The organism is Pseudomonas sp. PDM17 (assembly GCF_014851985.1).
Taxonomy (GTDB): domain Bacteria; phylum Pseudomonadota; class Gammaproteobacteria; order Pseudomonadales; family Pseudomonadaceae; genus Pseudomonas.
In genome coordinates, this window is sequence record NZ_JACVAT010000002.1 from 781682 (window position 1) to 807742 (window position 26061).

Annotated in this window: 25 protein-coding genes; 17 read left to right on the forward strand and 8 right to left on the reverse strand. The window is 66.3% G+C overall.

Annotated features, from left to right (window positions below; translation table 11 throughout):
• Positions 1-3 precede the first annotated feature (3 nt).
• The 5 genes from mgrA to IB256_RS09240 all read left to right on the forward strand — a co-directional run bounded on the left by mgrA (position 4) and on the right by IB256_RS09240 (position 4525).
• Positions 4-1047 (forward strand): L-glyceraldehyde 3-phosphate reductase, encoded by a 1044-nt coding sequence (mgrA, locus tag IB256_RS09220; protein ID WP_192402247.1) that lies wholly within the window; start codon positions 4-6, stop codon positions 1045-1047.
• A 4-nt stretch (positions 1048-1051) separates the two neighbouring features.
• The gene (locus IB256_RS09225) at positions 1052-1981 is read left to right on the forward strand and encodes an aliphatic sulfonate ABC transporter substrate-binding protein (RefSeq protein ID WP_192402249.1); all 930 of its coding nucleotides are present in this window, start codon (positions 1052-1054) and stop codon (positions 1979-1981) included.
• A 249-nt stretch (positions 1982-2230) separates the two neighbouring features.
• Positions 2231-3037, forward strand: coding sequence for an ABC transporter substrate-binding protein (locus tag IB256_RS09230; protein ID WP_192295850.1), 807 nt, complete (start codon positions 2231-2233; stop codon positions 3035-3037).
• Positions 3038-3117: 80 nt separating this feature from the next.
• The gene (locus tag IB256_RS09235) at positions 3118-3831 is read left to right on the forward strand and encodes an amino acid ABC transporter permease (protein ID WP_192295849.1); all 714 of its coding nucleotides are present in this window, start codon (positions 3118-3120) and stop codon (positions 3829-3831) included.
• 1 nt (position 3832) lies between these two features.
• Complete coding sequence (locus tag IB256_RS09240; protein ID WP_192402251.1) at positions 3833-4525, forward strand: amino acid ABC transporter permease; 693 nt, start codon at positions 3833-3835, stop codon at positions 4523-4525.
• Positions 4526-4528: 3 nt separating this feature from the next.
• Here IB256_RS09240 and IB256_RS09245 read toward each other — a convergent pair whose 3' ends face one another.
• Complete coding sequence (locus IB256_RS09245; protein WP_192402253.1) at positions 4529-5278, reverse strand: DUF899 domain-containing protein; 750 nt, start codon at positions 5276-5278, stop codon at positions 4529-4531.
• A gap of 95 nt (positions 5279-5373) precedes the next feature.
• Between IB256_RS09245 and IB256_RS09250 the strand changes: the two genes are divergently transcribed.
• The 7 genes from IB256_RS09250 (at position 5374) to IB256_RS09280 (ending at position 13195) form a co-directional block, all read left to right on the forward strand.
• Positions 5374-6570: a helix-turn-helix domain-containing protein gene (locus IB256_RS09250; protein ID WP_192402255.1), complete on the forward strand. Its 1197-nt coding sequence runs from the start codon at positions 5374-5376 to the stop codon at positions 6568-6570.
• A 41-nt stretch (positions 6571-6611) separates the two neighbouring features.
• On the forward strand, positions 6612-7262 hold the full coding sequence (locus IB256_RS09255; protein WP_192295845.1) for a DUF5074 domain-containing protein: 651 nt from the start codon (positions 6612-6614) through the stop codon (positions 7260-7262).
• A gap of 65 nt (positions 7263-7327) precedes the next feature.
• Entirely contained in the window at positions 7328-7777 is a 450-nt protein-coding gene (locus tag IB256_RS09260; RefSeq protein WP_192210656.1) for a methyltransferase family protein, read from the forward strand.
• 96 nt (positions 7778-7873) lie between these two features.
• Positions 7874-8575: a response regulator transcription factor gene (locus tag IB256_RS09265; protein WP_192402257.1), complete on the forward strand. Its 702-nt coding sequence runs from the start codon at positions 7874-7876 to the stop codon at positions 8573-8575.
• Positions 8575-9969, forward strand: coding sequence for a sensor histidine kinase (locus IB256_RS09270; RefSeq protein ID WP_192402259.1), 1395 nt, complete (start codon positions 8575-8577; stop codon positions 9967-9969). Before IB256_RS09265 ends, IB256_RS09270 begins: the two co-directional genes overlap by 1 nt.
• 96 nt (positions 9970-10065) lie before the next feature.
• Positions 10066-12285 carry a TonB-dependent siderophore receptor gene (locus tag IB256_RS09275; RefSeq protein ID WP_412547959.1) on the forward strand — a complete coding sequence of 740 codons (2220 nt, stop codon included), beginning with the start codon at positions 10066-10068 and terminating at the stop codon, positions 12283-12285.
• Between the two features lie 16 nt (positions 12286-12301).
• The gene (locus tag IB256_RS09280) at positions 12302-13195 is read left to right on the forward strand and encodes an alpha/beta hydrolase (RefSeq protein WP_192402261.1); all 894 of its coding nucleotides are present in this window, start codon (positions 12302-12304) and stop codon (positions 13193-13195) included.
• 221 nt (positions 13196-13416) lie between these two features.
• Here IB256_RS09280 and IB256_RS09285 read toward each other — a convergent pair whose 3' ends face one another.
• Complete coding sequence (locus IB256_RS09285; protein ID WP_192295839.1) at positions 13417-14310, reverse strand: LysR family transcriptional regulator; 894 nt, start codon at positions 14308-14310, stop codon at positions 13417-13419.
• 90 nt (positions 14311-14400) lie between these two features.
• Here IB256_RS09285 and IB256_RS09290 point away from each other — a divergent pair, with 90 nt between their 5' ends.
• A complete protein-coding gene (locus IB256_RS09290) occupies positions 14401-15177 on the forward strand; it encodes an NAD(P)H-dependent oxidoreductase (RefSeq protein WP_192295838.1) in 777 nt (258 codons plus the stop codon).
• Between the two features lie 118 nt (positions 15178-15295).
• On the opposite strand, the gene IB256_RS09295 is transcribed toward IB256_RS09290, so the two are convergent.
• Positions 15296-16111 (reverse strand): aminotransferase class IV family protein, encoded by an 816-nt coding sequence (locus tag IB256_RS09295; RefSeq protein WP_192295837.1) that lies wholly within the window; start codon positions 16109-16111, stop codon positions 15296-15298.
• A 139-nt stretch (positions 16112-16250) separates the two neighbouring features.
• Here IB256_RS09295 and gcvA point away from each other — a divergent pair, with 139 nt between their 5' ends.
• The 3 genes from gcvA to IB256_RS09310 all read left to right on the forward strand — a co-directional run bounded on the left by gcvA (position 16251) and on the right by IB256_RS09310 (position 18725).
• Complete coding sequence (gcvA, locus tag IB256_RS09300) at positions 16251-17162, forward strand: transcriptional regulator GcvA (protein WP_192402263.1); 912 nt, start codon at positions 16251-16253, stop codon at positions 17160-17162.
• A 117-nt stretch (positions 17163-17279) separates the two neighbouring features.
• Positions 17280-18296, forward strand: coding sequence for an SLAC1 anion channel family protein (locus IB256_RS09305; RefSeq protein ID WP_192295835.1), 1017 nt, complete (start codon positions 17280-17282; stop codon positions 18294-18296).
• 87 nt (positions 18297-18383) lie between these two features.
• Positions 18384-18725: an FKBP-type peptidyl-prolyl cis-trans isomerase gene (locus tag IB256_RS09310; protein WP_081519864.1), complete on the forward strand. Its 342-nt coding sequence runs from the start codon at positions 18384-18386 to the stop codon at positions 18723-18725.
• A 15-nt stretch (positions 18726-18740) separates the two neighbouring features.
• Here the strand turns inward: IB256_RS09310 and IB256_RS09315 are convergent, their stop codons facing one another.
• A complete protein-coding gene (locus IB256_RS09315; protein WP_192402265.1) occupies positions 18741-20717 on the reverse strand; it encodes a DEAD/DEAH box helicase in 1977 nt (658 codons plus the stop codon).
• A 166-nt stretch (positions 20718-20883) separates the two neighbouring features.
• On the opposite strand from IB256_RS09315, the gene IB256_RS09320 reads away from it, so the two are divergent.
• Entirely contained in the window at positions 20884-21651 is a 768-nt protein-coding gene (locus IB256_RS09320) for an ATP-binding cassette domain-containing protein (RefSeq protein WP_192295833.1), read from the forward strand.
• 225 nt (positions 21652-21876) lie between these two features.
• Here IB256_RS09320 and fhuF read toward each other — a convergent pair whose 3' ends face one another.
• The 4 genes from fhuF to IB256_RS09340 all read right to left on the reverse strand — a co-directional run bounded on the left by fhuF (position 21877) and on the right by IB256_RS09340 (position 25980).
• On the reverse strand, positions 21877-22632 hold the full coding sequence (gene fhuF / locus IB256_RS09325) for a siderophore-iron reductase FhuF (protein ID WP_192295832.1): 756 nt from the start codon (positions 22630-22632) through the stop codon (positions 21877-21879).
• 31 nt (positions 22633-22663) lie between these two features.
• Positions 22664-23650, reverse strand: a complete 987-nt coding sequence (locus tag IB256_RS09330; protein WP_192402267.1) for a GNAT family N-acetyltransferase — start codon at positions 23648-23650, stop codon at positions 22664-22666.
• Positions 23651-23749: 99 nt separating this feature from the next.
• Positions 23750-25084, reverse strand: a complete 1335-nt coding sequence (locus tag IB256_RS09335) for a lysine N(6)-hydroxylase/L-ornithine N(5)-oxygenase family protein (protein WP_081519859.1) — start codon at positions 25082-25084, stop codon at positions 23750-23752.
• Between the two features lie 389 nt (positions 25085-25473).
• Entirely contained in the window at positions 25474-25980 is a 507-nt protein-coding gene (locus tag IB256_RS09340; protein WP_192295830.1) for a sigma-70 family RNA polymerase sigma factor, read from the reverse strand.
• Positions 25981-26061 lie beyond the last annotated feature (81 nt).

The window sequence follows — 26061 nt, forward strand, 5'->3', positions numbered from 1 at the left end:
CCCATGACCTATCTCGCCCACCCCGACCGCTACCAGCGCGTCCCTTACCGCCGTGTCGGCCGCAGCGGCCTGGTGCTGCCCGCTCTTTCCCTAGGCCTGTGGCACAACTTCGGCGACAGCGTGCCGCTGGACCGCCAGCGCGCCCTGCTGCGCACCGCCTTCGACCTGGGCATCAACCACTTCGACCTGGCCAACAACTACGGCCCGCCCTACGGCAGCGCCGAGATCAACTTCGGCCGCCTGTTGCGCGAAGACTTCGCCGCCTACCGCGACGAACTGGTGATCTCCACCAAGGCCGGCTGGGACATGTGGCCCGGCCCTTACGGCCAGGGCGGCAGTTCGCGCAAGTACCTGCTCTCCAGCCTCGACCAGAGTCTCAGGCGCCTGGGCGTGGACTACGTGGACATCTTCTACTCGCACCGTTTCGACCCGGACACGCCGCTGGAGGAAACCGCCGGCGCGCTGGCCAGTGCCGTGCAGCAAGGCAAGGCGCTGTACGTGGGCATCTCGTCCTATTCCGCCGGCAAGACCGCCGAGCTCGCCGCGCTGCTGAACGACTTGAAAGTGCCACTGCTGATCCACCAGCCGGCCTACAACCTGTTCAACCGCTGGGTGGAAAAGGACCTGCTGGCCGCCACCGACGAGCTGGGCGCGGGCGTCATCGCCTTTACACCGCTGGCCCAGGGGCTGCTCACCGATCGTTACCTGAACGGCGTACCGGCCGATGCGCGGGTCAACCAGCCGGGCGGTGCCTCGCTGCGGCCGGACCACCTGTCCGAGGACAACCTGCGCCGCGCCCGCGCGCTGAACGAAATCGCCCGGCGCCGTGGCCAGAGCCTGGCGCAACTGGCGCTGGCCTGGGTGCTGCGCGACGCCCGCGTAACCTCTGCGCTGATTGGTGCGAGCCGGCCGGAGCAGATCGTCGAGAACGTCGCCGCGCTGGATAACCTCGTGTTCAGCAGCGAGGAGTTGGCGGAGATCGATCGTCATGCCGTGGAAGGCGGGATCAACCTCTGGGAAAAACCCTCCCACGACTGGAAGGAATAAGCCTGTGAGACTGCTCAATCGACTGCTCGCCGGATTACTGCTGCTCGTGGCTGGCACCGCCCAGGCGCAGGACCCGGCGCACCTGCGCATCGGCTACCAGAAGGCCTCGGTCAGCCTGGTGCTGGCCAAGGAGCACGGCCTGCTGGAGAAGCGTTTCCCGCAGACGCAGGTCCAGTGGATCGAATTCCCCGCCGGGCCGCAGATGCTCGAAGCGCTGAACGTCGGCAGCCTGGATATCGGCTCCACCGGCGACATCCCGCCGATCTTCGCCCAGGCCGCCGGAGCCGACCTGCTCTACGTCGGGGTCGAGCCGCCCAAGCCGCAGGCTGAAACCGTGGTGGTGCCCAGGGACAGCCCGATCCGCAGCGCCGCCGAACTGAAGGGCAAGCGCGTGGCATTCCAGAAGGGCTCCAGCTCGCACAACCTGCTGCTGCGCCTGCTGCAGAAGGAAGGCCTGAGCCTGAAAGACATCCAGCCGCTGTACCTGACGCCGGCCGATGCCCGCGCCGCGTTCGAGAGCGGCCGGGTGGATGCCTGGGCGATCTGGGACCCCTGGTATTCGGCGCTGCTGCTGGACGGCCATGCGCGCTTGCTGGCGGACGGTTCGGCGGTGGGCCTGAGCGGGCCATTCTACCTGTCCAGCCGGGAATACGCGGGCGCCAACCCGTCGTTCATTCACCAGGTACTGGACGCTCTCAACGAGGCCGAAGCCCTGACCCGCAGCGACGAAGCCGGCAGCCTGGCGATCATGGCGCGCGTGACCGGGCTGGCGCCGGCGGTGATCGAGGAAACCTTCAGGCACCGTCCGCCCTCGCCCATTCAACCTGTGGGTGATGCGGATATTGCCGCGCAACAGCACACCGCCGACCTGTTCCTCGCCGAGCGCATCCTGCCTCGCGCCGTGGATATCAGCGCAGCGCGCTGGGCACCCTGATTGCAGGAGCGGGGTTGTAGCCGGTGATTTGCTGCAAAATAGTTATCTAACCGGTTACTTTATATTTCTTCCGGTTATGAGCTAGACCAATTCATTCCTTCTCCGCGCCACCGCCGCGCTGCCACACTCGGCCTCGCCGGCGGGCCATCCCCGCCGCTCTGGAACGGGCCTTCCCACCCTCGAAGGCCCGCACTCGATCATCACGGGAACCCGTCGCACGAACGGGGCCCGAGAAGGAGCTGGATGTTCATGAAGAAACTTACTGCCGTTACCGCCCTCGCCCTGGCCGTCCTCTCCGGACTGGCCCACGCCGACCGCCTGGAAGACATCAGAAAGGCCGGTGTGCTGCGCGTCGCCGCATTCGACAGCAACCCGCCGTTCGGCTTCGTCGATGGCAAGAGCAAGCAGATCGAGGGCCTCGACGTGGATTACGCCAAGGCGCTGGCCGACAAGCTCGGCGTCAGGCTGCAGGTCCTGCCGACCAACCCCGCCAACCGCATCCCGCTGCTGACCGCGAACAAGGTCGACCTGGTGCTGGCCAACTTCACCATCACCCCCGAGCGCGCCGAACAGGTGGATTTCAGCATCCCCTATTTCGCCTCCGGACAGCAGTTCATCGTGCGCAAGGGCAGCCTGAAGTCGCCGGAAGACCTGAACCAGTGGCGCGTCGGCGTCGACAAGGGAACGGTCAACGAAGGCGTGCTGCGGGAGAAATTCCCCGGCGCCAAGGTCATCGCCTACGACGACACGCCCTTCGCCTTCACCGCCCTGCGCAATGGCCAGGTCCAGGCCATCACCCAGGACGGCCCGAAGCTGATCGGCCTACTGGCCAACGTGCCGGACAAGGACAAGTATGAAGTGCCGCCCTTCACCATCTCCAATGACCTGATCGGCGTCGGCATTCCCAAGGGTGAGAACGCCCTGGGCGAGTTCGTCAACCAGAGCCTTACCGAGCTGGAAGCCAACGGGCAGGCGCAGAAGATCTACGACACCTGGTTCGGCCCGACCACCAGGACGCCCCTGGCGCGCCTGTACAAGATCGGCGACAAGAGCTGACCCCCGCCCCGCGCACCGCATCACCGCACGCCCCACACCCGTGGGGCGTTGCCTTTCCCGCCTTCTGATGGACTCTGACGATGTTCGGCGAACTGCTCGCCCCGACCTACCTGAGCTGGCTGCTCGACGGTTTCCTGCTCACCCTCGGTATTTCCCTGTTCTGCTGTGTGGTCGCCACCCTGCTCGGCGCGCCGCTGGCCATTGCCCGGCAGGCGAAGTCGCGCTGGCTGGCGTGGCCCGCGCGGGCGTACCTCGCGCTGCTGCGTAATACGCCGCTGCTTGTGCAGCTGTTCTTCTGGTACTTCGGCGTGCCGGCACTGCTGCCGGAGGACTTCGTGTTCTGGCTGAACACACCCCATGAGCTGGGCTGGCTGGCGTGGCCGTCGTTCGAATTCCTCGCCGCTGCCTGGGGCCTGACGCTCTACACCACGGCGTTCATTGCCGAGGAGTTCCGCGCCGGCATCGCCTCGGTCAGCGCGCAGCAGCGTGAAGCCGGCATGGCGTTGGGCCTGCGTCCGCTCCAGGTGTGGCGTTGGGTAATCCTGCCGCAAGCGCTGCGTACCGCACTGCCGCCGCTGATGGGGCAATACATGAACGCACTGAAGAACTCCTCGCTGGCCATGGCCATCGGGCTGGCGGAGCTTTCCTACGCGTCGCGCCAGGTGGAAACGCAGACCTTCAAGACCTTCCAGGCCTTCGGCATCGCCACCCTGCTGTACATCGGCGCCATCGCGCTGATCGAGGCGCTGGGCCAGGCGCTGCAGCAAACCCGCCGCTACCGCCAGGGAGCCTGACATGGACTTCTCCGTCATTCAGGACAACCTCGCCTACTTCCTCGTCGGCGCCTACCCGGACGGCCCGCTGGGCGGCGCCGCGCTGACCATCCTGCTTGCGCTGGCCTCCGGCATCGTCTCCGCGGTCATCGGTCTTGCGCTGGGCATTGCCTTGTCAGTGCTGCGCGGCAAACCGCGCCTGCTGCTGGTGGCCTTTCTCGGCTTCTTCCGCGCGATCCCGGTGCTGATGCTGATCTTCTGGACCTACTTCCTGCTGCCCATCGTCTTCCACTTCGACGTGCCGGCGCTGGGTACGGTGGTCTGCGCGCTGTCGCTGATCGGCGGCGCCTATCTGGCGCACTCGGTGCACGCCGGCATCGAAAGCCTGCCCAAGGGCCAGTGGGACGCCGCCCGCGCGCTGGGCCTGCGTCCATGGCAAGTGCTCACCCTGGTGATTCTGCCGCAGGCACTGCCGATCATGCTGCCGTCGTTCCTCAATCAGTGGGTCTCGCTGATCAAGGACACATCCCTGGCCTACGTGATCGGGGTTGGCGAGCTGTCCTTCGTCGCCACCCAGGTGAGCAACCGGGTGATGGTCCACCCCACGGAAGTCTTCCTGTTCGTCGCCCTGCTCTACTTCCTGCTGTGCTCCGCGCTCGACCTGGCGGCAGTGCTGCTGGCGAAGCGGCGGCCGGACTACCGCAAGGCGGTGTGAGGCTCAGTACTCGTCGTGACGGCGCCACCAGATGCCCTGCTCGTTGCGCCCCAGCGGCGCGCGGTCGAGCCACTGGAACAGGCCCCAGAGCGAGTCCAGGCCACGGGCATAAGTGGAGTAACAGTGATAGATGTTGTTGCCTTCACGCACGAAGCTGCTCATCCCCGGCAGGTCGCGGGTGAAGGTTGCCACGTCAGTGCCGCAGCAGGCGGCGGTTTCCACCACGGGTGCCGGCGCCGGACCCGCGGCGGGTCCTTCGCGGCGGAAGTTGTAGTCGACTTCCCCGCCACGTTGCTGCGCTTCGGTGAACGACACGTTGAAGTCGTAGTTGAAGCCGCTGCCGTGGGATGACGCCCAGGGGAAGCTCCAGCCCATGCGCCGGCGGTACGCCAGCAACTTCTCCAGCGGCGCGCGGGAGACCGCCAGCAGGCTCACATCGTGGTTCGCCAGGTGGGTGGCGTAGCCGTCGAAGCCGTCGGCGATGTTCGAACAGGACGGGCAGCCGGCGCGGTAGTCCGGGCCAAACATGAAGTGGTAGACCAGCAACTGCGAACGGCCGGCGAAGAGGTCGGCAAGGCTCGCCGGGCCCTGCTCGGTGTCGAAGCGGTAGTCCTTGTCGACCAACACCCAGGGCAGCGCCTGGCGCTTGCGCGCCAGTTCGTCACTGCGCCGGGTCAGGGCCTTTTCCTCGGCCAGCAGGTCCAGGCGTGCGGCCAGCCATTCTTCGCGGGTAGCGGTGGGATGGGCAGTCATGGCAGTTCTCCTCCGCCAGCGGCGGCTCGGTGGGCATGGCTTAGACTAGGCAGCGGGCCGTGCCCGACGGGAGTGACAAAGTTGGCAGGATTTCCATGGATTCGCTGATCACGGCGGCAGCCTGTGCCCTCGCGGCCGGCGACCCGCTGGGCGCACTGAACCGCGTGGCGCTGCGCGAAGACCCGCCGGCGCTGGCCCTGCGCGGTATCGCCATGGCCCAGCTGGGTGATTTCCCTCGCGCACGTACCCTGCTGCGCCGCGCCGCCCGCACCTTCGGTGCCCACGAGCCGATGGCGCGCGCCCGCTGCCGGGTGGCCGAAGCGGAAGTGGCGCTGGCCAGCCGCGAGCTGAACTGGCCGACGGCACCGCTGGAGCAGGCGGCACAGGTGCTGCGCAGTCATGGCGACAGGATCAACGCTGCCCATGCTCATTACCTGCTGATCCGCCGCGTGCTGCTGATCGGCCAGCTCGATCAGGCCCATACAGCACTTGCCGAACTGCAGCCGGAATCACTACCGGCGCCGCTGCGCGCGGTGCATTGGCTGATTGCATCCGGCATCGCCGTTCGCCGATTGCAAGCGGGCGAGGCCCGGACCGCGTTGCGCAAGGCTGCCGAGGCAGCCGCCACTTCAGGCATTCCCGCCCTGCGTGCTGAGATCGACCAGGCGGCGCGCACGCTCGAAGCGCCGGCCGCCAGGCAGATCGACAAGCAGCACACCCGCCTGCTGTCGCTGGATGAAGTGGAAAGCCTGCTTAACTCCGACGCCCTGGTGGTGGACGCCTGCCGCAACCGCATCGGCGACCTGTCGCTGAACAGCCGCCCGGTGCTGTTTGCCCTGGCCCGCGCGCTGGCCGAAGCCTGGCCCGGCGATGTGACCCGCACCGAGCTGATCGGCCGGGTGTTCCGCACCCGTCACCCGGACGAAACCCACCGGGCGCGCCTGCGGGTGGAAATCGGCCGCTTGCGCCGCCTGCTGCAACTCCTGGCCGGCATTGAGTCGACGCCCCGCGGTTATCGGCTGGTCGCCGCCAATCCGGTGGTCCTTGCGCCACCGCGAGAGGACGCCAACGCTGAAGTGCTGGCACTGCTCAGCGATGGCCAGGCCTGGTCCAGTTCGGCCCTGGCAATGGCGCTGGATACCAGCCAGCGCAGTATCCAGCGTGCCCTTGAAACCCTGGCCGAAGCCGGTCGGGTGCAGGCGCTTGGACAAGGCCGAGCACGACGCTGGACGCTGCCAGCGACGCCGGGTTTCGCGACGACCTTGTTACTCCCCGCGCCCTTCGGTGTCTGAATAGGCTGAAGGCTCCCACCCACAACGTGCAGGGCAACATCATGACCACCCACTACAAGCAATCCCCGGCGCAGGTGCTGCAGGAGTACGGTCCCTTCCCCGGCGTCAGCACCGTCCACGGTCTGACCTTCGATGGCCAGCGCGTCTGGTTCGCCGTGGGCGAGCGCCTGCAAAGCCTCGACCCGAGGGACGGCCGCCTGGAACGTGCCATCGAAGTGCCCGCCCACGCCGGCACCGCCTTCGACGGCACGCACCTCTACCAGATCGCCGAAAGCCGCATCCAGAAGATCGACCCGGCCACCGGCAAGGTCCTCTCGACCATTCCCGCGCCGGGCAATGGCGGCGATTCCGGCATGGCATGGGCGGAAGGTTCGCTCTGGGTCGGCGAGTACCGCGCACGGAAGATTCATCAGATCGACCCGGAAACCGGCGAAATCCTCCGTACGATTGATTCAAATCGTTTCGTCACCGGGGTGACTTGGGTCGAAGGTCAACTCTGGCATGGCACCTGGGAACCGGAATCGACCTACAGCGAGCTACGCCGTATCGACCCGCAGTCCGGCGCGGTTCTGGAGCAGCTGGACATGCCCGAAGGCGTGCATGTTTCAGGCCTGGAAGCCGACAGCGGTGAGCGTTTCTATTGCGGCGGCGGCAACAGCGGCAAGGTCCGCGCAGTGCGCCGGCCGCGCTAAGGGCATCGATCTGGGCTAGTGTGGGCACCTCACTGGAGATGGCCGCACTGGCCCGGAGACCGAGCATGGATTGGCTGGAACACCGTATTCCCCCGCCCTTGGTGGCAATCATCACCGCCGTGCTGATGTGGCTGGCGGTGCGCCCGATCGATCCGCTGGGCAACCGTCTGTGGCTGGCCCTGCTGGTGGCGCTGGCCGGGATTGCAGTCTGCCTGGCCGGCGTTGCGTCGTTTCGCCGCGCGCGCACCACGGTCAACCCGTTGAAGCCGGAGTCCGCCTCTTCGCTGGTGGTCGCCGGTATCTACCGGCATACGCGCAATCCCATGTACCTGGGCTTCGCCATCGTCCTGCTGGGCTGGTGCGTGTTCCTCGGTTCGGCGCTGGCGGTGCTCGGTGTCGCGGTTTTCGTGCTGTACATCGGGCGCTTCCAGATTCGCCCGGAAGAGCGGGCACTGCGCGAACTGTTCGGTGCGGAGTTCGAGGCTTTCTGCAGCCGAGTGCGGCGCTGGGTCTGAGGCTATTTCTGACAGATCTCAGGCAAATCGCCATTGCCTTCTGACGGAAAGGGGTGAGATATTTGCAAATGGTAAATATTCGCATCAAGGCCTGCTGTGTCCCCTTCGCTCTTGCTGGTGGAAGACGATTCCCGTCTTCGCCTGGACCTCGAACGTCATTTCTGTCAGCGCGGCTTTGCCGTCACTACTTGCGCGAACGGTGACCAGGGGCTGGTGGCCGTCCACCAGAACGACTTCGACCTGGTCCTGCTGGACATCATGTTGCCCGGCGTCGATGGCCTGTCCCTGCTGGATAGACTGCGCAGCGCGCGCACCACGCCGGTGATGCTGATGTCCGCCCTGGGTGCGGAGCAGGACCGCATCACCGGCTTCACCCGCGGTGCCGACGATTACCTGCCCAAGCCCTTCAGCCTGGCGGAACTGGATGCGCGCATCGATGCGCTGCTGCGCCGGGTCAGTCTGGATCGCTCGCGCACGGCGCAGAGCGAGCCTCAACGGCACAGCTCGCTGCAGTTCGACGATGAACGGCAGGACGTTACCCGCAACGGTGAACACGCTGGTCTTACGCATTCCGAGTACCGCCTGCTGGTGACGCTCAACGCCCATACCGGCGAAGCACTGAGCAAGAGCTTCCTCTACCAGAGCGTACTGCACCGAGCCTACACGCGGCTCGACCGGGGGCTGGACGTGCACGTCTGCAACCTGCGCCGCAAGCTGGCGGCCATCGGTGCGCAACAGGTGCAGATCCAGGCCGTGCGCGGCCAGGGTTACATCCTGGTAGACGCGGAACGTCACTGATGCGCCGTCACCCGCTGCTGTGGAAAATCGCCGCGCTGCAGGTTGGCTTCTGCCTGCTGCTGACCTGGCTGATCTGGACCTGGGGCCTGTCGCTGGAGCGCAGCACCTATTTCCTCGGCACCGAGGACCGCGACTATCTGGCGCGCTATGCCGAGCAGGCCGAAAGGGTCTGGGAGCAGCAGGGCGCCGAGGGCGTGGAGCGATTCCGCCAAGAGCTTTCCGCTGCCGAGGACACCTGGGTTGCGGTGATCGGCGAGCACTTGCAGAGCCTGGGCACCACGCCGCTGACGGCGGAGGAATCCAGCCACCTGACCTTCATGCGCATGCTGCACTGGCCCATGAGCCGGCGCCTGCAGGACGAGCTGCCCTATGTCAGCATCGAATTCCCCCGGCATCCCGAGCGCGGCCGGCTGGTCATGCAGTTGCCCGAGCGCCTGCTGCCGGGCGGCCTGACACCCTGGACGCACCTGTTCAGCCACGGCGTAGTGCCGACCCTGCTGGCCGCCCTCCTCGGCCTGCTGATCTATCGCCACCTGGTGTTGCCGCTCAATCGCCTGCGCGCCCGCGCCGATGCCCTGCGCGCCGACGACCTGGACAGCGAGGGCCCCGGCACTCCGCTGGCCCATCGCCGCGATGAGCTGGGCGAACTGGCGCTGGCCTTCGACCACATGGCTGACCGCCTGCGGCACAGCCTGGCGCAGCAACGCCTGCTGCTGCGCACGCTATCTCACGAGCTGCGCACGCCGCTGGCGCGCCTGCGCATTGCCCATGACAGCGATCTGCCGGCGGACCAGCTGCGGCAACGCCTGGACCGCGAGATCCAGGACATGCAGCGCCTGCTGGAAGACACCCTCGACCTCGCCTGGATGGACACCGAGCGTCCGCAGCTGGAGCGCGAGCCGGTGCTGGTGTTGTCGGTCTGGGAAGCGCTGCGCGAGGACGCCTGCTTCGAAAGCGGCTGGGAGCCCGAGCGGCTGCCCTGTTCGCTGGGCACCGACTGCGTGGTGCAGGTGCACCTGGACAGCTTCGCCCAGGCCATCGAAAACCTGCTGCGCAATGGCATCCGCCATTCTCCGCGCAGTGGCAGCGTGCGCCTGGACGGCTGGCGCGAGGGCGCGTTCTGGCACCTGTGCGTCAGCGACGACGGCCCCGGTGTGGACGACGCAGACCTCGAACGCATCTTCCAGCCCTACCAGCGGCTGCAGCCGTCGGAGTCCAGCGGATTCGGCCTTGGCCTGGCCATCGCCCGGCGCGGTGTCGAGCTGGCGGACGGGCGGCTGTGGGCGGAAAACGGCACGGCCAATGGCAACTTGGGGCTTTGCTTGCACCTGCTGTTGCCCGCCGCACTCTCACCCTCGAGCAAACTTGGCCAACAAAGCGTCGCAAGTGTTTAGAAAGTTAATGCGCTTTACTAGCAAATAGCAGTCATTATCATTTGTGATCTCTTAGTAATCGCCCTCCTTCGGAGATCACCGATGTCGTCCCGTCCGATGCAGTTCCTTCCGCCCTTCCTGCTGCTGTCCAGCTGTCTGCTGTCCTTCGCCGTACAGGCCGCCAGCGCCGATTCCGATGTCGTCGAGTTCGACAGCGAGACCATCGTCGCCACCGCTGCGGAGGAAGCCAAGCAGATGCCGGGCGTGTCGATCATCACCGCCGAGGACATCAAGAAGCGCCCGCCGGCCAGCGACCTGTCGCAGATCATCCGCACCATGCCGGGTGTCAACCTGACCGGTAACTCCACCAGCGGCCAGCGTGGCAACAACCGCCAGATAGACATCCGCGGCATGGGCCCGGAAAACACCATGATCCTGGTGGATGGCAAGCCGGTCTCCAGCCGTAACGCCGTGCGCTACGGCTGGCGCGGCGAGCGTGACTCACGCGGCGACACCAACTGGGTGCCGGCCGACCAGGTGGAGCGCATCGAAGTCCTCCGTGGCCCGGCGGCGGCGCGCTACGGCAACGGCGCGGCGGGCGGCGTGGTGAACATCATCACCAAGCAGGCCGGCAAGGAAACCCACGGCGACGTCACCGTCTATAGCAACTTCCCGCAGCACAGCGACGAAGGCGCCACCCAGCGCATGACCTTCGGCCTCAACGGCCCACTGACCGACAGCCTGAGCTACCGCGTCTACGGCAACGTCGCCAAGACCGACTCGGACGACTGGGACATCAACGCCGGCCACGAATCCAACCGCACCGGCAACCAGGTCGGCACCCTCCCCGCCGGCCGCGAAGGCGTGCGCAACAAGGACGTCAACGGCCTGCTCAGCTGGCACCTGACGCCCGAGCAGACGCTGGACTTCGAGGCCGGCTTCAGCCGCCAGGGCAACATCTACACCGGCGATACGCAGAACACCAACAGCAACGCCAACGTGAAGTCCATGCTCGGTCACGAGACCAACCGCATGTACCGCGAGAACTACTCGATCACCCATCGCGGCGAGTGGGACTTCGGCAGCTCCATGGCCTACCTGCAGTACGAGAAGACCCGCAACAGCCGCATCAACGAAGGCCTGGCCGGCGGTACCGAGGGCATCTTCAGCAACACCGATTTCTACACCGCCACCCTGCGCGACCTGACCGCACACGGCGAAGTGAACCTGCCGCTGCACGCCTGGCGCGATCAGACCCTGACCCTGGGCAGCGAATGGGTTCAGCAGAAGCTCGACGACCCCAGCGCCAACACCCAGACCACCAGCGAAGGTGGTTCGGTTCCGGGGCTGACCAGCAGCGACCGCGACACCACCTCACAGGCGCAGATCTTCTCGCTGTTCGCCGAAGACAACATCGAGCTGATGCCCGGCACCATGCTCACTCCCGGCCTGCGCTGGGATCACCACAGCATCGTCGGCGACAACTTCAGCCCGTCGCTGAACCTGTCCCACGCGCTGACCGATACCGTCACCCTGAAGGCCGGCATCGCCCGCGCCTACAAGGCGCCGAACCTGTACCAGCTGAACCCCGACTACCTGCTCTACAGCCGTGGCCAGGGCTGCTACGGCCAGAGCACCAGCTGCTACCTGCAGGGCAACGAGGACCTCAAGGCGGAAACCAGCGTCAACAAGGAACTGGGTATCGAGTTCCAGAAGGACGGCCTGATCGCCGGCCTGACCTACTTCCGCAATGACTACAAGAACAAGATCGAGTCGGGCCTGTCGCCCATCGATCAGGCCAGTGGCGGCACCGGCAGCTATGCCAACGCGGCGATCTACCAGTGGGAGAACGTGCCCAAGGCGCTGGTCGAGGGCCTGGAAGGCACCCTGACCATCCCACTGATGGAGCAGCTGAAGTGGAGCAACAACTTCACCTACATGCTGCAGTCGAAGAACAAGGAAACCGGCGACGTACTTTCGGTGACGCCCAAGTACACCCTGAACTCCATGCTCGACTGGCAGGCCACCGACGCGCTGTCGCTGCAGGCCAGCGTTGCCTGGTACGGCAAGCAGACGCCGAAGAAGTACGACTACCACGGCGACCGCGTCACCGGCAGCGCCAACAACCAGCTCTCGCCCTACGCCATTGCCGGGCTGAGCGGCACCTACGTGTTCACCAAGAACCTGAGCTTCACCGCCGGGGTGGACAACGTCTTCGACAAGCGCCTGTTCCGCGAAGGCAACGCCCAGGGCGTAAACGGCATCGAAGGTGCCGGTGCCGCCACCTACAACGAACCGGGCCGTACGCTGTACACCAGCCTCACCGCGTCGTTCTGATCAGAGAAAAAGCCCGATGAGAATTCGCCTCCTGGCCCTGGCACTGGCGTTCGCCGTGCCGGGGCTGGCAGCGCACGCCGCGCCTGCCCCCGACCAGAAAATGGACACCCACCTGCTGCAACGCCACGATCTGGCCTACCGCTTCAGCGAGCTGAAGCTGGACTCCGCCGACGGTCAGCGTCACTACCAGCTGTGGATCGCCCGCCCGAACCATCCCGCCCCAGCCGCCGGTTACCCGGTGGTGTGGATGCTCGACGGCAACGCCGCCATCGGCGCGCTGGACGAGAAACTGCTCACCGACCTGAACAGTGGCAAGGCACCGCTACTGGTCGCCGTCGGCTACCAGACGCCGCTGCGCATCGACCGCAGTGGCCGCACCCGCGACTACACCCCGACGCGCCCGCAACAGGCCGAGCAAAAAGACCCGCTCACCGGTGATCCCAGCGGCGGCGCCGACGCCTTCCTCGATCTGATGCGCGACCGGATGCTCCCGGCGGTAGCCGCCCAGGCGCCCATCGACCGCTCGCAACAGACGCTCTGGGGCCATTCGTACGGCGGCCTGCTGACGCTCCACGCGCTGCTCACCCGGCCGCAGCAGTTCAGCTTCTACGCTCCGGCGAGCCCTTCGCTGTGGTGGGGCGACGGCGTCATCCTCAAGGAGCAGGACGGCTTCGCCCAGCGGCTGGCCGGTCACTCTGCACAACTGCTGCTGATGCGCGGCGGTGAAGAACCCTTCCGCCCGCGCGAGGACATCACCCCCAGCGCACCCCGCGCCGCCCAGCAACTGGTGGAAGACGTCGCCAGGGCGCCCGGCATGCAGGCGCAGTTCCATGCCTTCGACGGCATGAGCCACGGGCAGACGCTGGCCGCTTCGCTGAAGTACCTGTTGCGGACGAAGTTCGTGGACTGACTGGATATCCACCGCAGGCTGAATCCCCTCACCCCAGCCCTCTCTCAGAGGGAGAGGGAGCAGTCCGTGCCGGCTGACGCGATGGCTTCATCCTGCTCCGAACGGTCCCCTCTCCCTCTGGGAGAGGGTTAGGGTGAGGGCTTGCCCAGCCGTGATGCCGCCAGCAAGCCCATTCGCGAGCAAGAACAAGGCGTCCCCTCGCTCCTACGAAAAGCACCCCGTCAGACCGATGCCGCAATCTGCTCCCGCAACCACCGATGCGCCGGGTCACGGTGCGAGCGCTCGTCCCAGAGCATCGACATCTCATACCCCGGCACCGCCACCGGCGCTTCCACCACCCGCAACGCCGGGTTATCCCGCACCAGTCGCGCCGGCACCATGGCCACCAGGTCACTGCTGGCCAGCGCCGAGATGACAAAGAGGAAATGCGGCACTGACAGCGCTACACGCCGGCTCAGGCCAGCTTCCGCCAGCGTCTCATCGGTCACGCCGCTGAAGCCGCCGCCGTCGGGTGACACCATCACATGCTCCAGCTGGCAGAACTGCGCCAGGCTCGGCTTGCGTTTGAGCTTCGGGTGCCCGGCGCGGCCGGCCAGCACATAGCGTTCGCTGAACAGCGTACGCCGGCGCATGTCTGGCGGGCTGCCTTCGGTGGTATGGAAGGCCAGGTCGATATCGCCCTGCTCCGCCTGCCGGGCGATGCGCGGCGGCGACAGCTCCAGCAGGGCCAGACGGGTGCCCGGCGCGCTGCCGCGAATGGCGCTCAGGGCCGGCAGCAGGATGGTGGATTCGCCGTAGTCCGTCGCCGCGATGCGCCAGGTGTTGTCCGCCTGTGCCGGGTCGAAAGGCGCTGAGGGCGCCACCGCCTGTTCCAGCGCCTCCAGCGCGATGCGCAAGGGTTCGCGCAGGGATTCGGCCCGCGCCGTCGGGCGCATGCCGCGCGGGCCGGGGAGCAGCAGCGGGTCGTCGAAGATGTCGCGCAGCTTCGCCAGATGCACGCTCACCGAGGGCTGCGAGAAGTTCAGCCGCTGGGCCGCGCGGGTCACGTTGTGCTCGGCAAGCAGCACGTCCAGGGTCACCAGCAGGTTGAGGTCGAGCCTGCGCAGATTATTCATTCATATACCTGGGATTCCGGATATTCATTTCCACTATACCTGCGGCAATCGCATCCTGCGCACACCCCCTTCTCAACGGAAGCAGCCGCCATGAATGTACTGATCGTCTACGCCCACCCCGAACCGCGCTCGCTCAACGGTTCGCTGAAGGATTTCGCGGTGCGCCGCCTGCAGGCCGCCGGCCATGAGGTTCAGGTCTCGGACCTCTACGCGATGAACTGGAAAGCCACGCTGGACGCCTCCGACAGCCTCGATCGCGATCCCGAGGCGCGCTTCGATCCATCCCTGGATTCCAAACGCGCCTACGCCGCCGGCCGGCAGAGCAGCGACATTGCCGCCGAGCAGGAAAAACTGCGCTGGGCCGACACGGTGATCCTGCAGTTCCCGCTCTGGTGGTTCACCATGCCGGCGATCCTCAAGGGCTGGTTCGAACGGGTCTATGCCTACGGATTCGCCTATGGCGTTGGCGAGCACTCCGATGCCCGCTGGGGCGACCGCTACGGCGAAGGCAACCTCGCCGGCAAACGCGCGATGCTGGTAGTCACCACCGGTGGTTGGGAATCGCACTACAGCGCGCGCGGCATCAACGGGCCGATCGAGGACCTGCTGTTCCCGATCCACCATGGCGTGCTGCACTACCCCGGCTTCGACGTGCTGCCGCCTTACCTGGTGTATCGCACCAGCCGCGTGGATGCGCAGCGCTACGCGCAGATCGAGCAGGAACTGGGCGAACGTCTGGACAACCTCCAGACCACCGCGCCCATCCCCTTCCGCCGGCAGAACGGCGGTGATTACGACATCCCCGCGCTGACCCTGCGCGAGCAGATCGAGCCGCAGGCCCGTGGATTTGCCGCGCATCTGGAGTGAGCCACTGTCCGCGAGCAACAACCCGCAGTAGGGCGCATAACGCGACAGCGTTATCCGCCGAGCGGCTGGCCGGCGGATAACCTGTTCCCGGTTGTTCGCCCTACCTTTCTGCGCACCTTCAGGGCTGAACTCGCGGTTCCGCCTCGAAGGCTCGGCGCAGCAACTCGACAAACTCCGGCGCCGGCGGAATCTCCGCGTCGCCAATGCGGCTCACCGGCACCGCCGGCGTCCAGGAGTTCATCACCACTGCACCGGCCAGACGCGGAAGGTCCTGGCGGTCGATGCTCAAAGACGACTGGCGCGCGCCGAGCCTGTCCAGCTGGCGCTGGAGGATGCCCATGGTGGTACCGGTGAGCAGCCTCGCCCGCGGCCAGATCACCGATTCGCCGTCCCAGAAGGCCAGGTTCCAGATGGTCGCCTCGCTGAAGCGACCACGATGGTCGGTGAACACTGCGTCATCGAAACCGGCGGCCGCCGCTTCGCGCAGGTACCAGGTCTTGGCGATCTCGCCGACGTGCTTGATCTCCGGCAGCACCCGCTCGTGCCCCGCAACGGCCAGTGCCAGCGGGCCCTGCGGCCCATCCGATGGTGGCGCGGTGCGCACCAGCAGCTCGGGTCGGTGCTCAGGCCCTGCGACAGTGAACTCCCCGGCGGGCGAGTACACCGTCGCCATCAGCGAAGTATCGTCCGGCGCTTGCTCCAGCGCGGCTCGCAAGGCAGCGCGGATTTCCTCGTCGGCGTGGCTCTGGCCGAACAGCCGCTGCGAAGCGTTGCGCAGGCGCTCCAGGTGCAGGTCCAGGCCACGGATGCCACCGCCGCGCACCTGCATCGCGGTGAAATGGGCGTAGCCGGCGAAGGCCAGGGGCGCGAGATCGTCGGCGCCCGCGGGTTGGGCATTACGCTGGGTGACATAGGGATGGATGGCGGCTGACATGGCTTTGGCTTCCTCTGCTCGGTGTTTCACTGTCTGGACATCTGCATATCCAGCATCAAGTGGAATCACTATCGGGCTTTGACGAGGCCAGGAGAAACGAGTATTTCTCGACAGATCATCAAGAAGGATTTGAAGATCGATGAGCCGTTCCTTTCCCGGTATCCGCTCGCTGCGCACCTTCGAGGCCGCCGGCCGCCACCTGAACTTCACCCGTGCCGCGGAAGAAGTGGGCCTCACGCCGGCGGCCGTCAGCCACCAGATCAAGGAGCTGGAAGACCAGCTCGGCCTCGGCCTGTTCGTGCGCACCAGCCGCAGCATCCAGCTGACCCCGGCGGGCGCTTTGCTGCTGGAGGCGGCGGCGGAGTCCCTCGGCCTGCTGCATCGCGCCACCGTGCGGGCGCGGCGACTGGCGCGCACTTCGGAACAACTGCGGGTCTCGCTCACCGCGCGCTTCGCCACCCACTGGCTGCTACCGCGCCTGCCGCAGTTCCGCGCGCTGCATCCGGGACTGAAGCTCAGCTTCGACGTCAGCGACGAGCTGCGCGACTTCGCCGTCGACGACATCGACCTCGCCATCCGCTTCGGCAGCGGGCGCTATCCCGGCTTGCTGGCGGAGCGCCTGTTCGACACGCAGATCGTCCCGGTGTGCTGCCCGAGCCTGCTGGAAGACGGCCCGCCCTTGCGCGAGCCGCGCGACCTGCAGGCCCACACGCTGTGCCATGTGGTGTGTGAAACCGAAGGCGCGCCCTGGCCGGACTGGTCACGCTGGATGGAAGCGGCCGGCGTGGAGGACTTCGACGCCAGCGGCTGCGTCACCTTCGAGGACACCAGCCATGTGGTGCAGGCGGTGCTCGAAGGCGGCGCGGTCGGCCTGGCCGACCACGCCATGGTCGCCCGCGAGCTGGAACAGGGCCTGCTGGTGCAACCGTTCGAATTGGGCGTGCGGGTCGCCGAGGACTATGCCTACAACCTGGTCTATCCGCAGGCCAGCGCCGACGAGCCGCGCGTCAAGGCCTTCCGCGAATGGATTCTCGGGGAAATGGCGGTCTAGGCGCTCCGCGCCATTCACTCACGGAGGTATTGCCGCAGGATATTTCCCGTCTAAGCTGTGCGACGACGGAGTCCATGGGCTCGGATTGCTCAGCGTACCGATAGGAAAGATTCGCCTATGACAGAAAACATCGATACTGCTGCTGCCTTTGGTGCTCCCAAGGAAACCGCCCGTGAAGGCCGGCTTGGCTACCTGCCCGTCGCCCTGTTCGGCTCGGTGATGGGGCTCGCGGGCCTGTCGTCGGCCTGGAAACTGGCCACGCTGATCTACGGCGCACCACAGTGGGTATCGCAAGCCATCGGCCTGCTGGCGCTGCTGGCCTTCGTCGCGGTCGCCATCGGCTATGCGATCAAGGCATCCACCGGCCCCCACGCGGTGAAGGCCGAATTCCTCCATCCCATCGCCGGCAACCTGTTCGGCACGCTGTTCATCAGCCTGCTGCTGTTGCCCATTCCTCTGGTCGACTACAGCCTGTTCCTGGCCCGCGCCTGCTGGCTGATCGGCACGGCCGGGATGCTGCCGTTCGCCTGGCTGATCATTTCCCGCTGGCTCGGCCAACGCCAACAAGCGGCCCACGCCACACCGGCCTGGATTGTCCCGGTGGTGGGCCTGGCGGATATCCCGCTGGCGGTGCCGCTGCTGCAGTGGCCGGGCGCCGCCGACGTCGCCTTCTTTTCCCTCGCAGTGGCGCTGTTCTTCGCTGTGCCGCTGTTCACCCTGATCCTCTCGCGGCTGCTGTTCGAAGAGCCGCTTGGCGTTGGCCTGCAGCCTTCCCTGCTGATCCTGCTGGCGCCCTTCGCGGTCGGCTTCTCCGCCTACGTCAGCCTCGTCGGCGAGATCGACCGCTTCGCCAGCGCGCTGTACATGCTCACCCTGTTCATGCTGGCGGTACTCGCCGGGCGTCTGCGCCATCTGGCGCGCAACTGCCCGTTCCGCCTGGCCTGGTGGTCGGTCGGTTTCCCGCTGGCCGCCGCGGCCGGCTGCGCGCTGCGCTACGCGGGTCATGCGCCCGGGCCTTTCACCAATGGCGTGGCGCTGTTCCTGCTCGCCGCCGCGACGGTCGTCATCCTCGGCATGGGCCTGCGCACGCTGATCGGCGTGGCGACAGGCCAGCTGCGCAACCTCGCCACCTGAGTCGCACGGCTTGCCATTGCCGACGAATCCTGCGAAAACGCACGCCCTCGCGGCGCTCGTGCCGCACCCGCAGTACCGGAGAACGCCATGAGCAGCGAACTGCAGATCGAAGATATCGTCGTCGGCGACGGCAAGGCCGTGGTCAAGGGCGCCCTGATCACCACCCAGTACAGGGGCACCCTGGAGGACGGCACCGTCTTCGACTCGTCCTGGGACAAGGGCCGCCCGTTCCAGTGCGTGATCGGCACCGGCCGGGTAATCAAGGGCTGGGACCAGGGCCTGATGGGCATGAAGGTCGGCGGCAAGCGCAAGCTCTTCGTACCCGCGCACCTGGCCTACGGCGAGCGTCAGGTCGGCGCGCACATCCAGCCCAACTCCAACCTGCTGTTCGAGATCGAGCTGCTGGAAGTCCTCACCCGCGACGACTGATCGCCCTCTTCGGGCTCAGGCCGTCGCGGTTTCCACGTTGCGCCGCAGCGCCAGGATCGCCGTGGGCCCCTGGGCCTTGCGGGTGAACCAGAAGACCCGGCTCACCCCACGGGTGATCGCCACATAGGCCAGGCGCAACTGCTCGTCCTGCTGGGCCTGGTCGTAGCTGCTGGCGAAAAACCCGCAGGCCGCGTACAGCGCGCTGCGCAGCGGGTGTTTCTCCGGCGGCGCGCAGTCGTCGACGATGATCGCCACTTCCGCCTGCAAACCCTTGGCGCGGTGGATGGTCATGCCTTTCACCGGCAGCTTGCGGTCCAACTCGCCAAGGATGGTCTGCAACGTCTCATTGCGCCGACTGAGCAGCAGCACGGCGGTTTTCTCCCGCGAGCCGCGCGCGGCGACGTGCTCGCACTGCTTGCGGATTTCTTCCAGCAGCAGCGGCAGGCTGTTGCGCGCGTCAAAGCGTTGCACCAGTTTCACCCCGTGGTCGCCCGCCTCTGCTGTCTTGAACGCCCGGCAGGTCTTGGCCTGCTTGTTGGCCACGCCAACCAGCACCCGCTCGCCGTCGCGGATCACCGGGTCGATGCTGCGGTAGTTGGTCTCCAGCAGCAGCACGCGGCTCTTGCGCCGGCCCTTGCTGGGGAAGTGCCGGTCGAAGTCCATGAACAACTCCGGCGAGCTGCCACGCCAGGCGTAGATGGACTGCCAGTCATCACCGATGGCCATCAGGCTGACGGCTTCGCCGCGCTTGGCGAGGTCGCGGTGCAGCGCCTGCAGCCATTGCACGATCTGCGGCGAGACGTCCTGGAACTCGTCGATCAGCAGATGCTGGAACGGCGCAAGCGCTTCGGCCGGCAGCTTGCCGTCGCCGAGCTGGTCGGTCAGGCGCTGGAAGGCCAGGTTGAAGGTCAGCAGGCCCTGCTCCTGCAAGGCCGCATCGAAGGCCGCCCAGAACAGCTGCAGGGCCTCGATGAACTGGCGCTCACGCGGCGGGCAGGCGAGTTTCTGCGGCTGCAACTGATCGATGCGCAGGCCGATGCTTTCGATGAAGCCGGACTGGGCGTAGAACGCCTCGAACAGCGGCAGCGCGGTGAATTCGCCCGACAGCTTGAAGACATCCAGCGGCGCCTTGCCGATGCGTGGCGGCTTGCCGTCTTCGCCGTCCTGCGGCGGTGGCGGCAGCTCCAGCAACTGGTGCGCCAGGGCGCGGAACGCCGGCTGATCGGCGTAGCACTGCTGGTAGACCTGCTTGAGCAGGCGTTGCTGCGCCGGGCGCAGGCGGCCGGCGAGCAAGGGGTTGTCCAGCTCGCTGGCCGGGTCGCGTTCGTCCAGTTGCTCGAACCAGCGCGGGTTCTTCAGCGCAACTTTCGCCAGGGTGCCCATGGCCGAATGGAAGGTGCGCACGCACTGCCGCGCCTGCGCCGCATCGAACGGATGCCCCCAGTAGCCAAGCACCTTCACCAGTTGCTCGCGCAGCTGTGCGCAGGAAGCGTTGGTGAAGGAAATCACCGTCACCTTCTCCGCGTCTATCCCCAAGTGGCAGAGCATGTAGACCACCCGCAGCACCAGGGTGGTGGACTTGCCGGAACCGGCGCCGGCGAAGATGCGGGTCAGCGGCTCGGGCGCGAGGATCATCGCCCACTGTTCGTCCGACGGCAGGCTGACTATCCCGTGGGCAGCCGCCTGGGCCACGCGCTGGCGCATGTCGAGGGCGCGCTGCTCATCCGCTGCGCTGGCGCTGCCGTAGATGCCGGCTACGGCCGGAGCGCGCACGCGCTTGGGCGCAGGCGCCTCGCCATCCTTCCGGGCCTTGGCGCCGCGCTTGGCGGGCGTCTTGCCCGCCGCTTTCGCCTTGCCCTTTGCCTTGCCGCGCGCGCTGGCCTTGGGCTGCGCCGCCTCGCGCTCGGCGCGCAGGTATTCGGTGGTACGGGGGAAATAACGCGCAAGGGCTTCGGCAACCAGCCGCTTGTAGCGTTCGACAGCAGACTCCATGGGCCCTACCAGATCAGTTACAGCGTTGAATCATAAGCGCTTTCGGACAAGGACAGGCAATCCTTCCGGCGGTTCCGCGAGCCCTTTGAAAATTGATAACCATTAGCGATTGGATTAGAGTCGGACTCCCGCTTTTTCCGGCCACGCCGCCCCTACGGATGACCCCATGTTCGAACTGGAAAATGTCAGTTTCAGCGTCCCCGGTCGCACCCTCCTGCAGCCGCTGAGCCTGCAGCTGGCCGACGGCAACATGATCGGCCTGATCGGTCACAACGGTTCGGGCAAGTCCACCCTGCTCAAGCTGCTGGCCCGCCAGCAACAGGCCAGCGGCGGCAGCATCCGCCTCGACGACAAGCCGCTGCAGGACTGGGGTAACCGCGATTTCGCGCGTCAGGTGGCGTACCTGCCGCAGCAACTGCCGCAGACCGACGGCCTGACCGTGCGCGAGCTGGTCGCCTTCGGCCGCTATCCGTGGCACGGCGCACTGGGCCGCTTCACCGGCGAGGACCGCAAGCAGATCGACCGCGCGCTGGACCTCACCGACACCCTGGCCTTTGCCGATCGCCCGGTGGACCTGCTCTCCGGCGGCGAACGCCAGCGCGTCTGGCTGGCCATGCTGCTCGCGCAGAACAGCCGCTACCTGCTGCTGGACGAGCCGACTTCGGCGCTGGACATCGCCCACCAGGTGGAGGTGCTCTCGCGCGTCCACGAACTCAGCCGCGAGCTGGGCCTGGGCGTGCTGGTGGTGCTGCACGATATCAACATGGCAGCACGCTACTGCGACCACCTGATCGCCCTGCACGGTGGCCGCCTGCTGGCCCAGGGCACCCCGGCGGAGCTGATGCGCGGAGAGACGCTGGAAGACATCTATGGGATTCCCATGGGCGTACTGAACAACCCGGTGGATGGGTCGCCGATCAGCTACTTGCGCTGAACCGCTATAGGGGCAAACCGCCGCCCTCCCCGGCAAGCACATTTGCAGGATGGGTGGAGCTTGCGATTCCCATGCTGCTGCGGGTGCGCGAAATTCGATGGGTATCGCTGCGCTCCACACCATCCTACGTCCGTACGCCACCGTGATCCCCTGTGAGCGGAAGCGCCGGTCGCGGGCATGGCCCGCTCCTACAGGTAGACCTGTGCCACGCCGACGCAGGGTACGTTACAGGTCGCTCGCTTCCGGCGGCGGCTCGTCGATCAGCGGGCAGTTGTCGCAATGGCCGATGGTGCCCAGCCGATAGCGAATGCAGCAGGTCCGCCGTTGCCGCCATAGCCCGTTGGCCCGCTGCTCGCAGGACACCTCGACATACTGGATCGGCTTGAACAGCGGGTTGCGCGTGCCGTCCGGACGGCGCTCGGTCTCCAGCAGTTCGCGGCCGTGGCCGAGCATCGGGGCCAGGGGCGGCAGCCTGGCCATCTCGCCGAGGAACCATTCGAGGTAGTTGCCGGCATTGCTCCAGAGCACCTTCGGCGACAGGCGCGCCTCGGCGGCCAGGGTCTGGATGAAGGGCTGCAGGTGGCCTTCCAGCAGATGGGCGAAGCGCTGGAACGGATCGCCCGGCGTCGCGGCGAAGGGTCCGCCTTCTCCCGGCAACTTGAACGCCTCGGGAATACCCTGGGCATCCAGCACCACCTCCACCTCATCGAACGCCAGCGGCAGCGTGCGACCGAGCACCAGCGCGGCGGCCACTACCGGTGGAATGAGGCGCACCAGGTACCACTTGGACCACTGCGAAGCCAGCGCGCGTCGGTCACCATCGGCGTGGGGCGGGTCGAAGCGACGCAGCACGCTGTCGAGCATCTCCCGCTCCAGCAAGGCACGCGCCGGGATAGAAGGACGGGGATCGTCGCGGGTCACCAGCACCTCGCGGTAGCCGACGAACTCGCCGAAATACAGGGGAGCGAGGGCTGCAATCACCGGCAGCCCTCAGGCGCACAACGAACCGCTGTCAGCACAGGCCACAACGCTCGAAGAAGGTTTCCCGGCTCTGCACCATCAGCGCGGCGCGCTTGTGCGGGAAGTTGAATTCCTTCTCGCGCCAGAAGCCCAGACGCTGCATGTGGCCGATCATCTTCGCGTTGTCGGCTCGCGGCTCGGCGACGATGCGCTGGGTGCGCGGGTCGTCCAGCAGCAGGTAGTGCACCAGCGCGGTCATCCAGCTTTCCACCTTGTGCGGGCCACGATGGCTTTCTTCGCCCACCAGCATGTGGATGCCACGGTCGTAGTCGCCCACTTCGTAGAACGGCGCGATGCGGTCTTCCTTGGCCCAGTAGGCTTCGTAGTAGGCGAAAGGCTCGTCGTCGATGCAGCCGATCAGGGTAGTGGTGTGCGGGTCGGCGGCGGCTTTTTCCAGATAGGCGCGATGTTGCTCAAGGGTGCCGCCTTCCTGCCAGAACTCCAGCACGCGCGGGCTGTTCTGCCAGCGACTGAAGCGCTCCAGGTCCAGTTCGATGTCGAGGGTGCGCAGGGAAATCCACTGGCCCAGCTTGGCGTCGAAGCGGCGATAGACCTCGCCCTGCGGCTTGGGAGCGCGAAGCGGGTGGCGGCGGCCGCCGCTCATGCGATAGACCTGCGGGTAGTTGGCGCTGGCCAAGCCCTTGTGCCAGGCGGCGGGCAGTTGCCAGAACGCGGAACGCTCGATCTGCAGGCGCCCACCGACTTCGTCGAGGCTCACCAGGCCTTGCTCGAAAGCTTCGACCGGGACATTGGCGGCAGCGAACTGCACGCGTTCGCTCTGTGCATCGCCAGCGAAGGTCCAGTAGGCCAGCATCCACAGCGCCTCCGTGGTTGGTGCTGAACTCAGCTGCCAGCACTCACCTTCGCGTTGCGCACTCAACATAGGCTGGCCGTCCAGCAGCAGCGTCAGGCCTTGGGTGCCGTGGTCAGCGGAGAGCTTGCGGCCATCGGGCAGCGGCAGGGAAAAACTGGGCGTCATGGTGGGTCCCCTTTTCGTGAATGCAACGACCCCGCCCGTATGACGAGCAGGGTCAGCCGAAATTTAGTCGGCCCGGGCATCGATTCCGGGCCTTGCGGGTCAGGCGCTTTCCGCAGTCAGCGGGCGCGTCGGCTTGTGTGCGGTTTCGTGCGGCGGCAGATGCTCGAACATCGACGCAGCGATTTCCTGCGCGCGCATCGGCAGCACCGACAGCAGTGTGTCGCTCAGGCCGTGGCTGTCCTGGGTGAAGCCTTGCAGGTAGATGCCGGCATGCAGGCGCTTGTCGGCCAGCACGCGGTAGTCGCGGCCTACTTCGAAGTCACCCAGGTACTCCTGCAGCGGGGCGAGCAGTTCGCGGTGCGACTTGCGCTCGTAGCCGGTGGCGAGGATCACCGCATCGTAGCGGTGGGTTTCCACCGCGCCAGTGGCGCTGTCGCGCAGGGTCAGCTCGATGCCATCGGCGTCAGCCTTTGCCGCCTCAACATTGCGGCGGCAGAGGAAGGCATGGCGATCCACACCGGCCACTTTCTGGCGATAGAAGATGCCGTAGATGCGCTCGATCAGGTCCAGGTCCACCACCGAGTAGTTGGTGTTGTGGAATTCCTGGATCAGCTTCTCGCGCTCGGCCTTGGGCTCGTTGAACACCAGGTCGGTGTAGCGCGGGGCGAAGATTTCGTTGACGAAGGGACTGTCGTCGGCCGGCTTGAGCACCGCCGCGCGCAGGACCATGTCGACCTTCACCGAGGGGAAGCTGTCGTTCAGGTCGATGAAGGCTTCGGCCGCGCTCTGGCCGCCGCCGATCACCGCGATGCGCATCGGCTCGTTCTGGTTGCAGCGCTGCCTGGCCATGCATTCCAGGTAGCGGGCATGGTGGAACACGCGCGGATCGTCACGCAGGTGGCTGAAGGCCGACGGGAAGCGCGGCGTGCCTCCGGTGCTGACCACCACGCTGCGCGCCAGGCGGAAGCGCTCATGGCCACGGGCGTCAGTGGACAGCACCTTGACCAGCTCGATGCCATCCGGACCCTGCACCGGCTCGACGCGGCTGACGGTCTCGCCGCAGACACGCTGCTCGGCGAACTGCTCGCTGACCCAGCGCAGGTAGTCGTTGTACTCCATGCGGCACGGGTAGAAGGTGCCCAGGTTGGTGAAATCGATCAGCCGGCCCATCGCGTGCAGGTAATTGACGAAACTGTACGGGCTGGTGGGGTTGCGCAGGGTCACCAGGTCCTTGAGGAAGGAAATCTGCAGCTCGCTCTGCGCCACCAGGGTGTTGCCGTGCCAGCGGTAGTCGGCCTGCTTGTCGAGGAACAGCGCGTGGTAGTGGCGACCCTCGCGTCGCGCCTGCTCCTGCAGGGCGATCGCCAGCGCCAGGTTGGAGGGGCCGAAACCGATGCCGAGCACGTCGTAGGTCGGGGTGATCATCTGGGTCATGGTGCCAATGTCCTGTATCGCGATGGCCGTGGGGCGTGACCACGCGGGAGTCGGCGGCTTACTGCTCTGCCCGGAGCGCCCCGCCAGCCGGCGGTCGGCGCTCGCTCCTGCGTGTCGCCCATGATTTGCGCTGTCGATAGCGCGTTATCTGGAGAGACGAGACAGGCTTGGGGAAATTTAGAATGATTCTCACTAAGTCATGAAAATTTCAGAATGACGGTCAGTTATCGAGGGCGGAATCTTTCCCAGAAAACCCGCGCGGGCCGCGTGGGACTAATTCCTGAGCGTTTCCATGCGTCTGTGTAGGTAAAGGGGCCGCGGCGATCGAGGTTGGCTCTGTGCAGTGCGGTTCGCGAGGCGGCGCCCCAGGCAACACTGAAAAGAGGGCTTCAGTCCTGACCGCTCCAGGCTTTCAGGCGCAGCCGGCAATGTTTCATCGCGTTGACGATGTGTTTCTCCACCATGTCGCGGGAGATGCCCAGGGCTTGCGCGATCTCGACATGGCTGCAGCCCTCGACCTTTCGCAGCACGAAGGCGCGGCGACAAGCCTCGGGCAATTCGCCGAGGGCCCGCTGGAGCAATTGCAGTTGCTGCTGCTGGCTGGCTGCCTCCTGCGGGCAGCGCTCGTCGAGGCAACCTTCGCGGTCGAGGGTTTCCAGCTCTTCGGTGCGGCGCACGCGGCCGCGCCGGTGCAGGTCGATGCTGAGGTTGACCGCCGTGCGATAGAGAAATGCACGGGGTTGTTCGATATGCTCGTCACCCTTGCGGTCGAGCAGGCGCAGGAAGGCTTCCTGTGTCACATCGGCAGCCGCCTGGCGGTCGCCAAGGCTGCGATTGAGGTACAGGACCAGCTCCTTGTAATACCGGATGAACGCGCTTTCCACCCCGTCGGGCATCCTATGAAAAACAGTCGAGGCTGCAGGCGCCTGCTGACAGTCCGAGTCAGGCTTATTTATAATCACTCGCATCAACGCGAA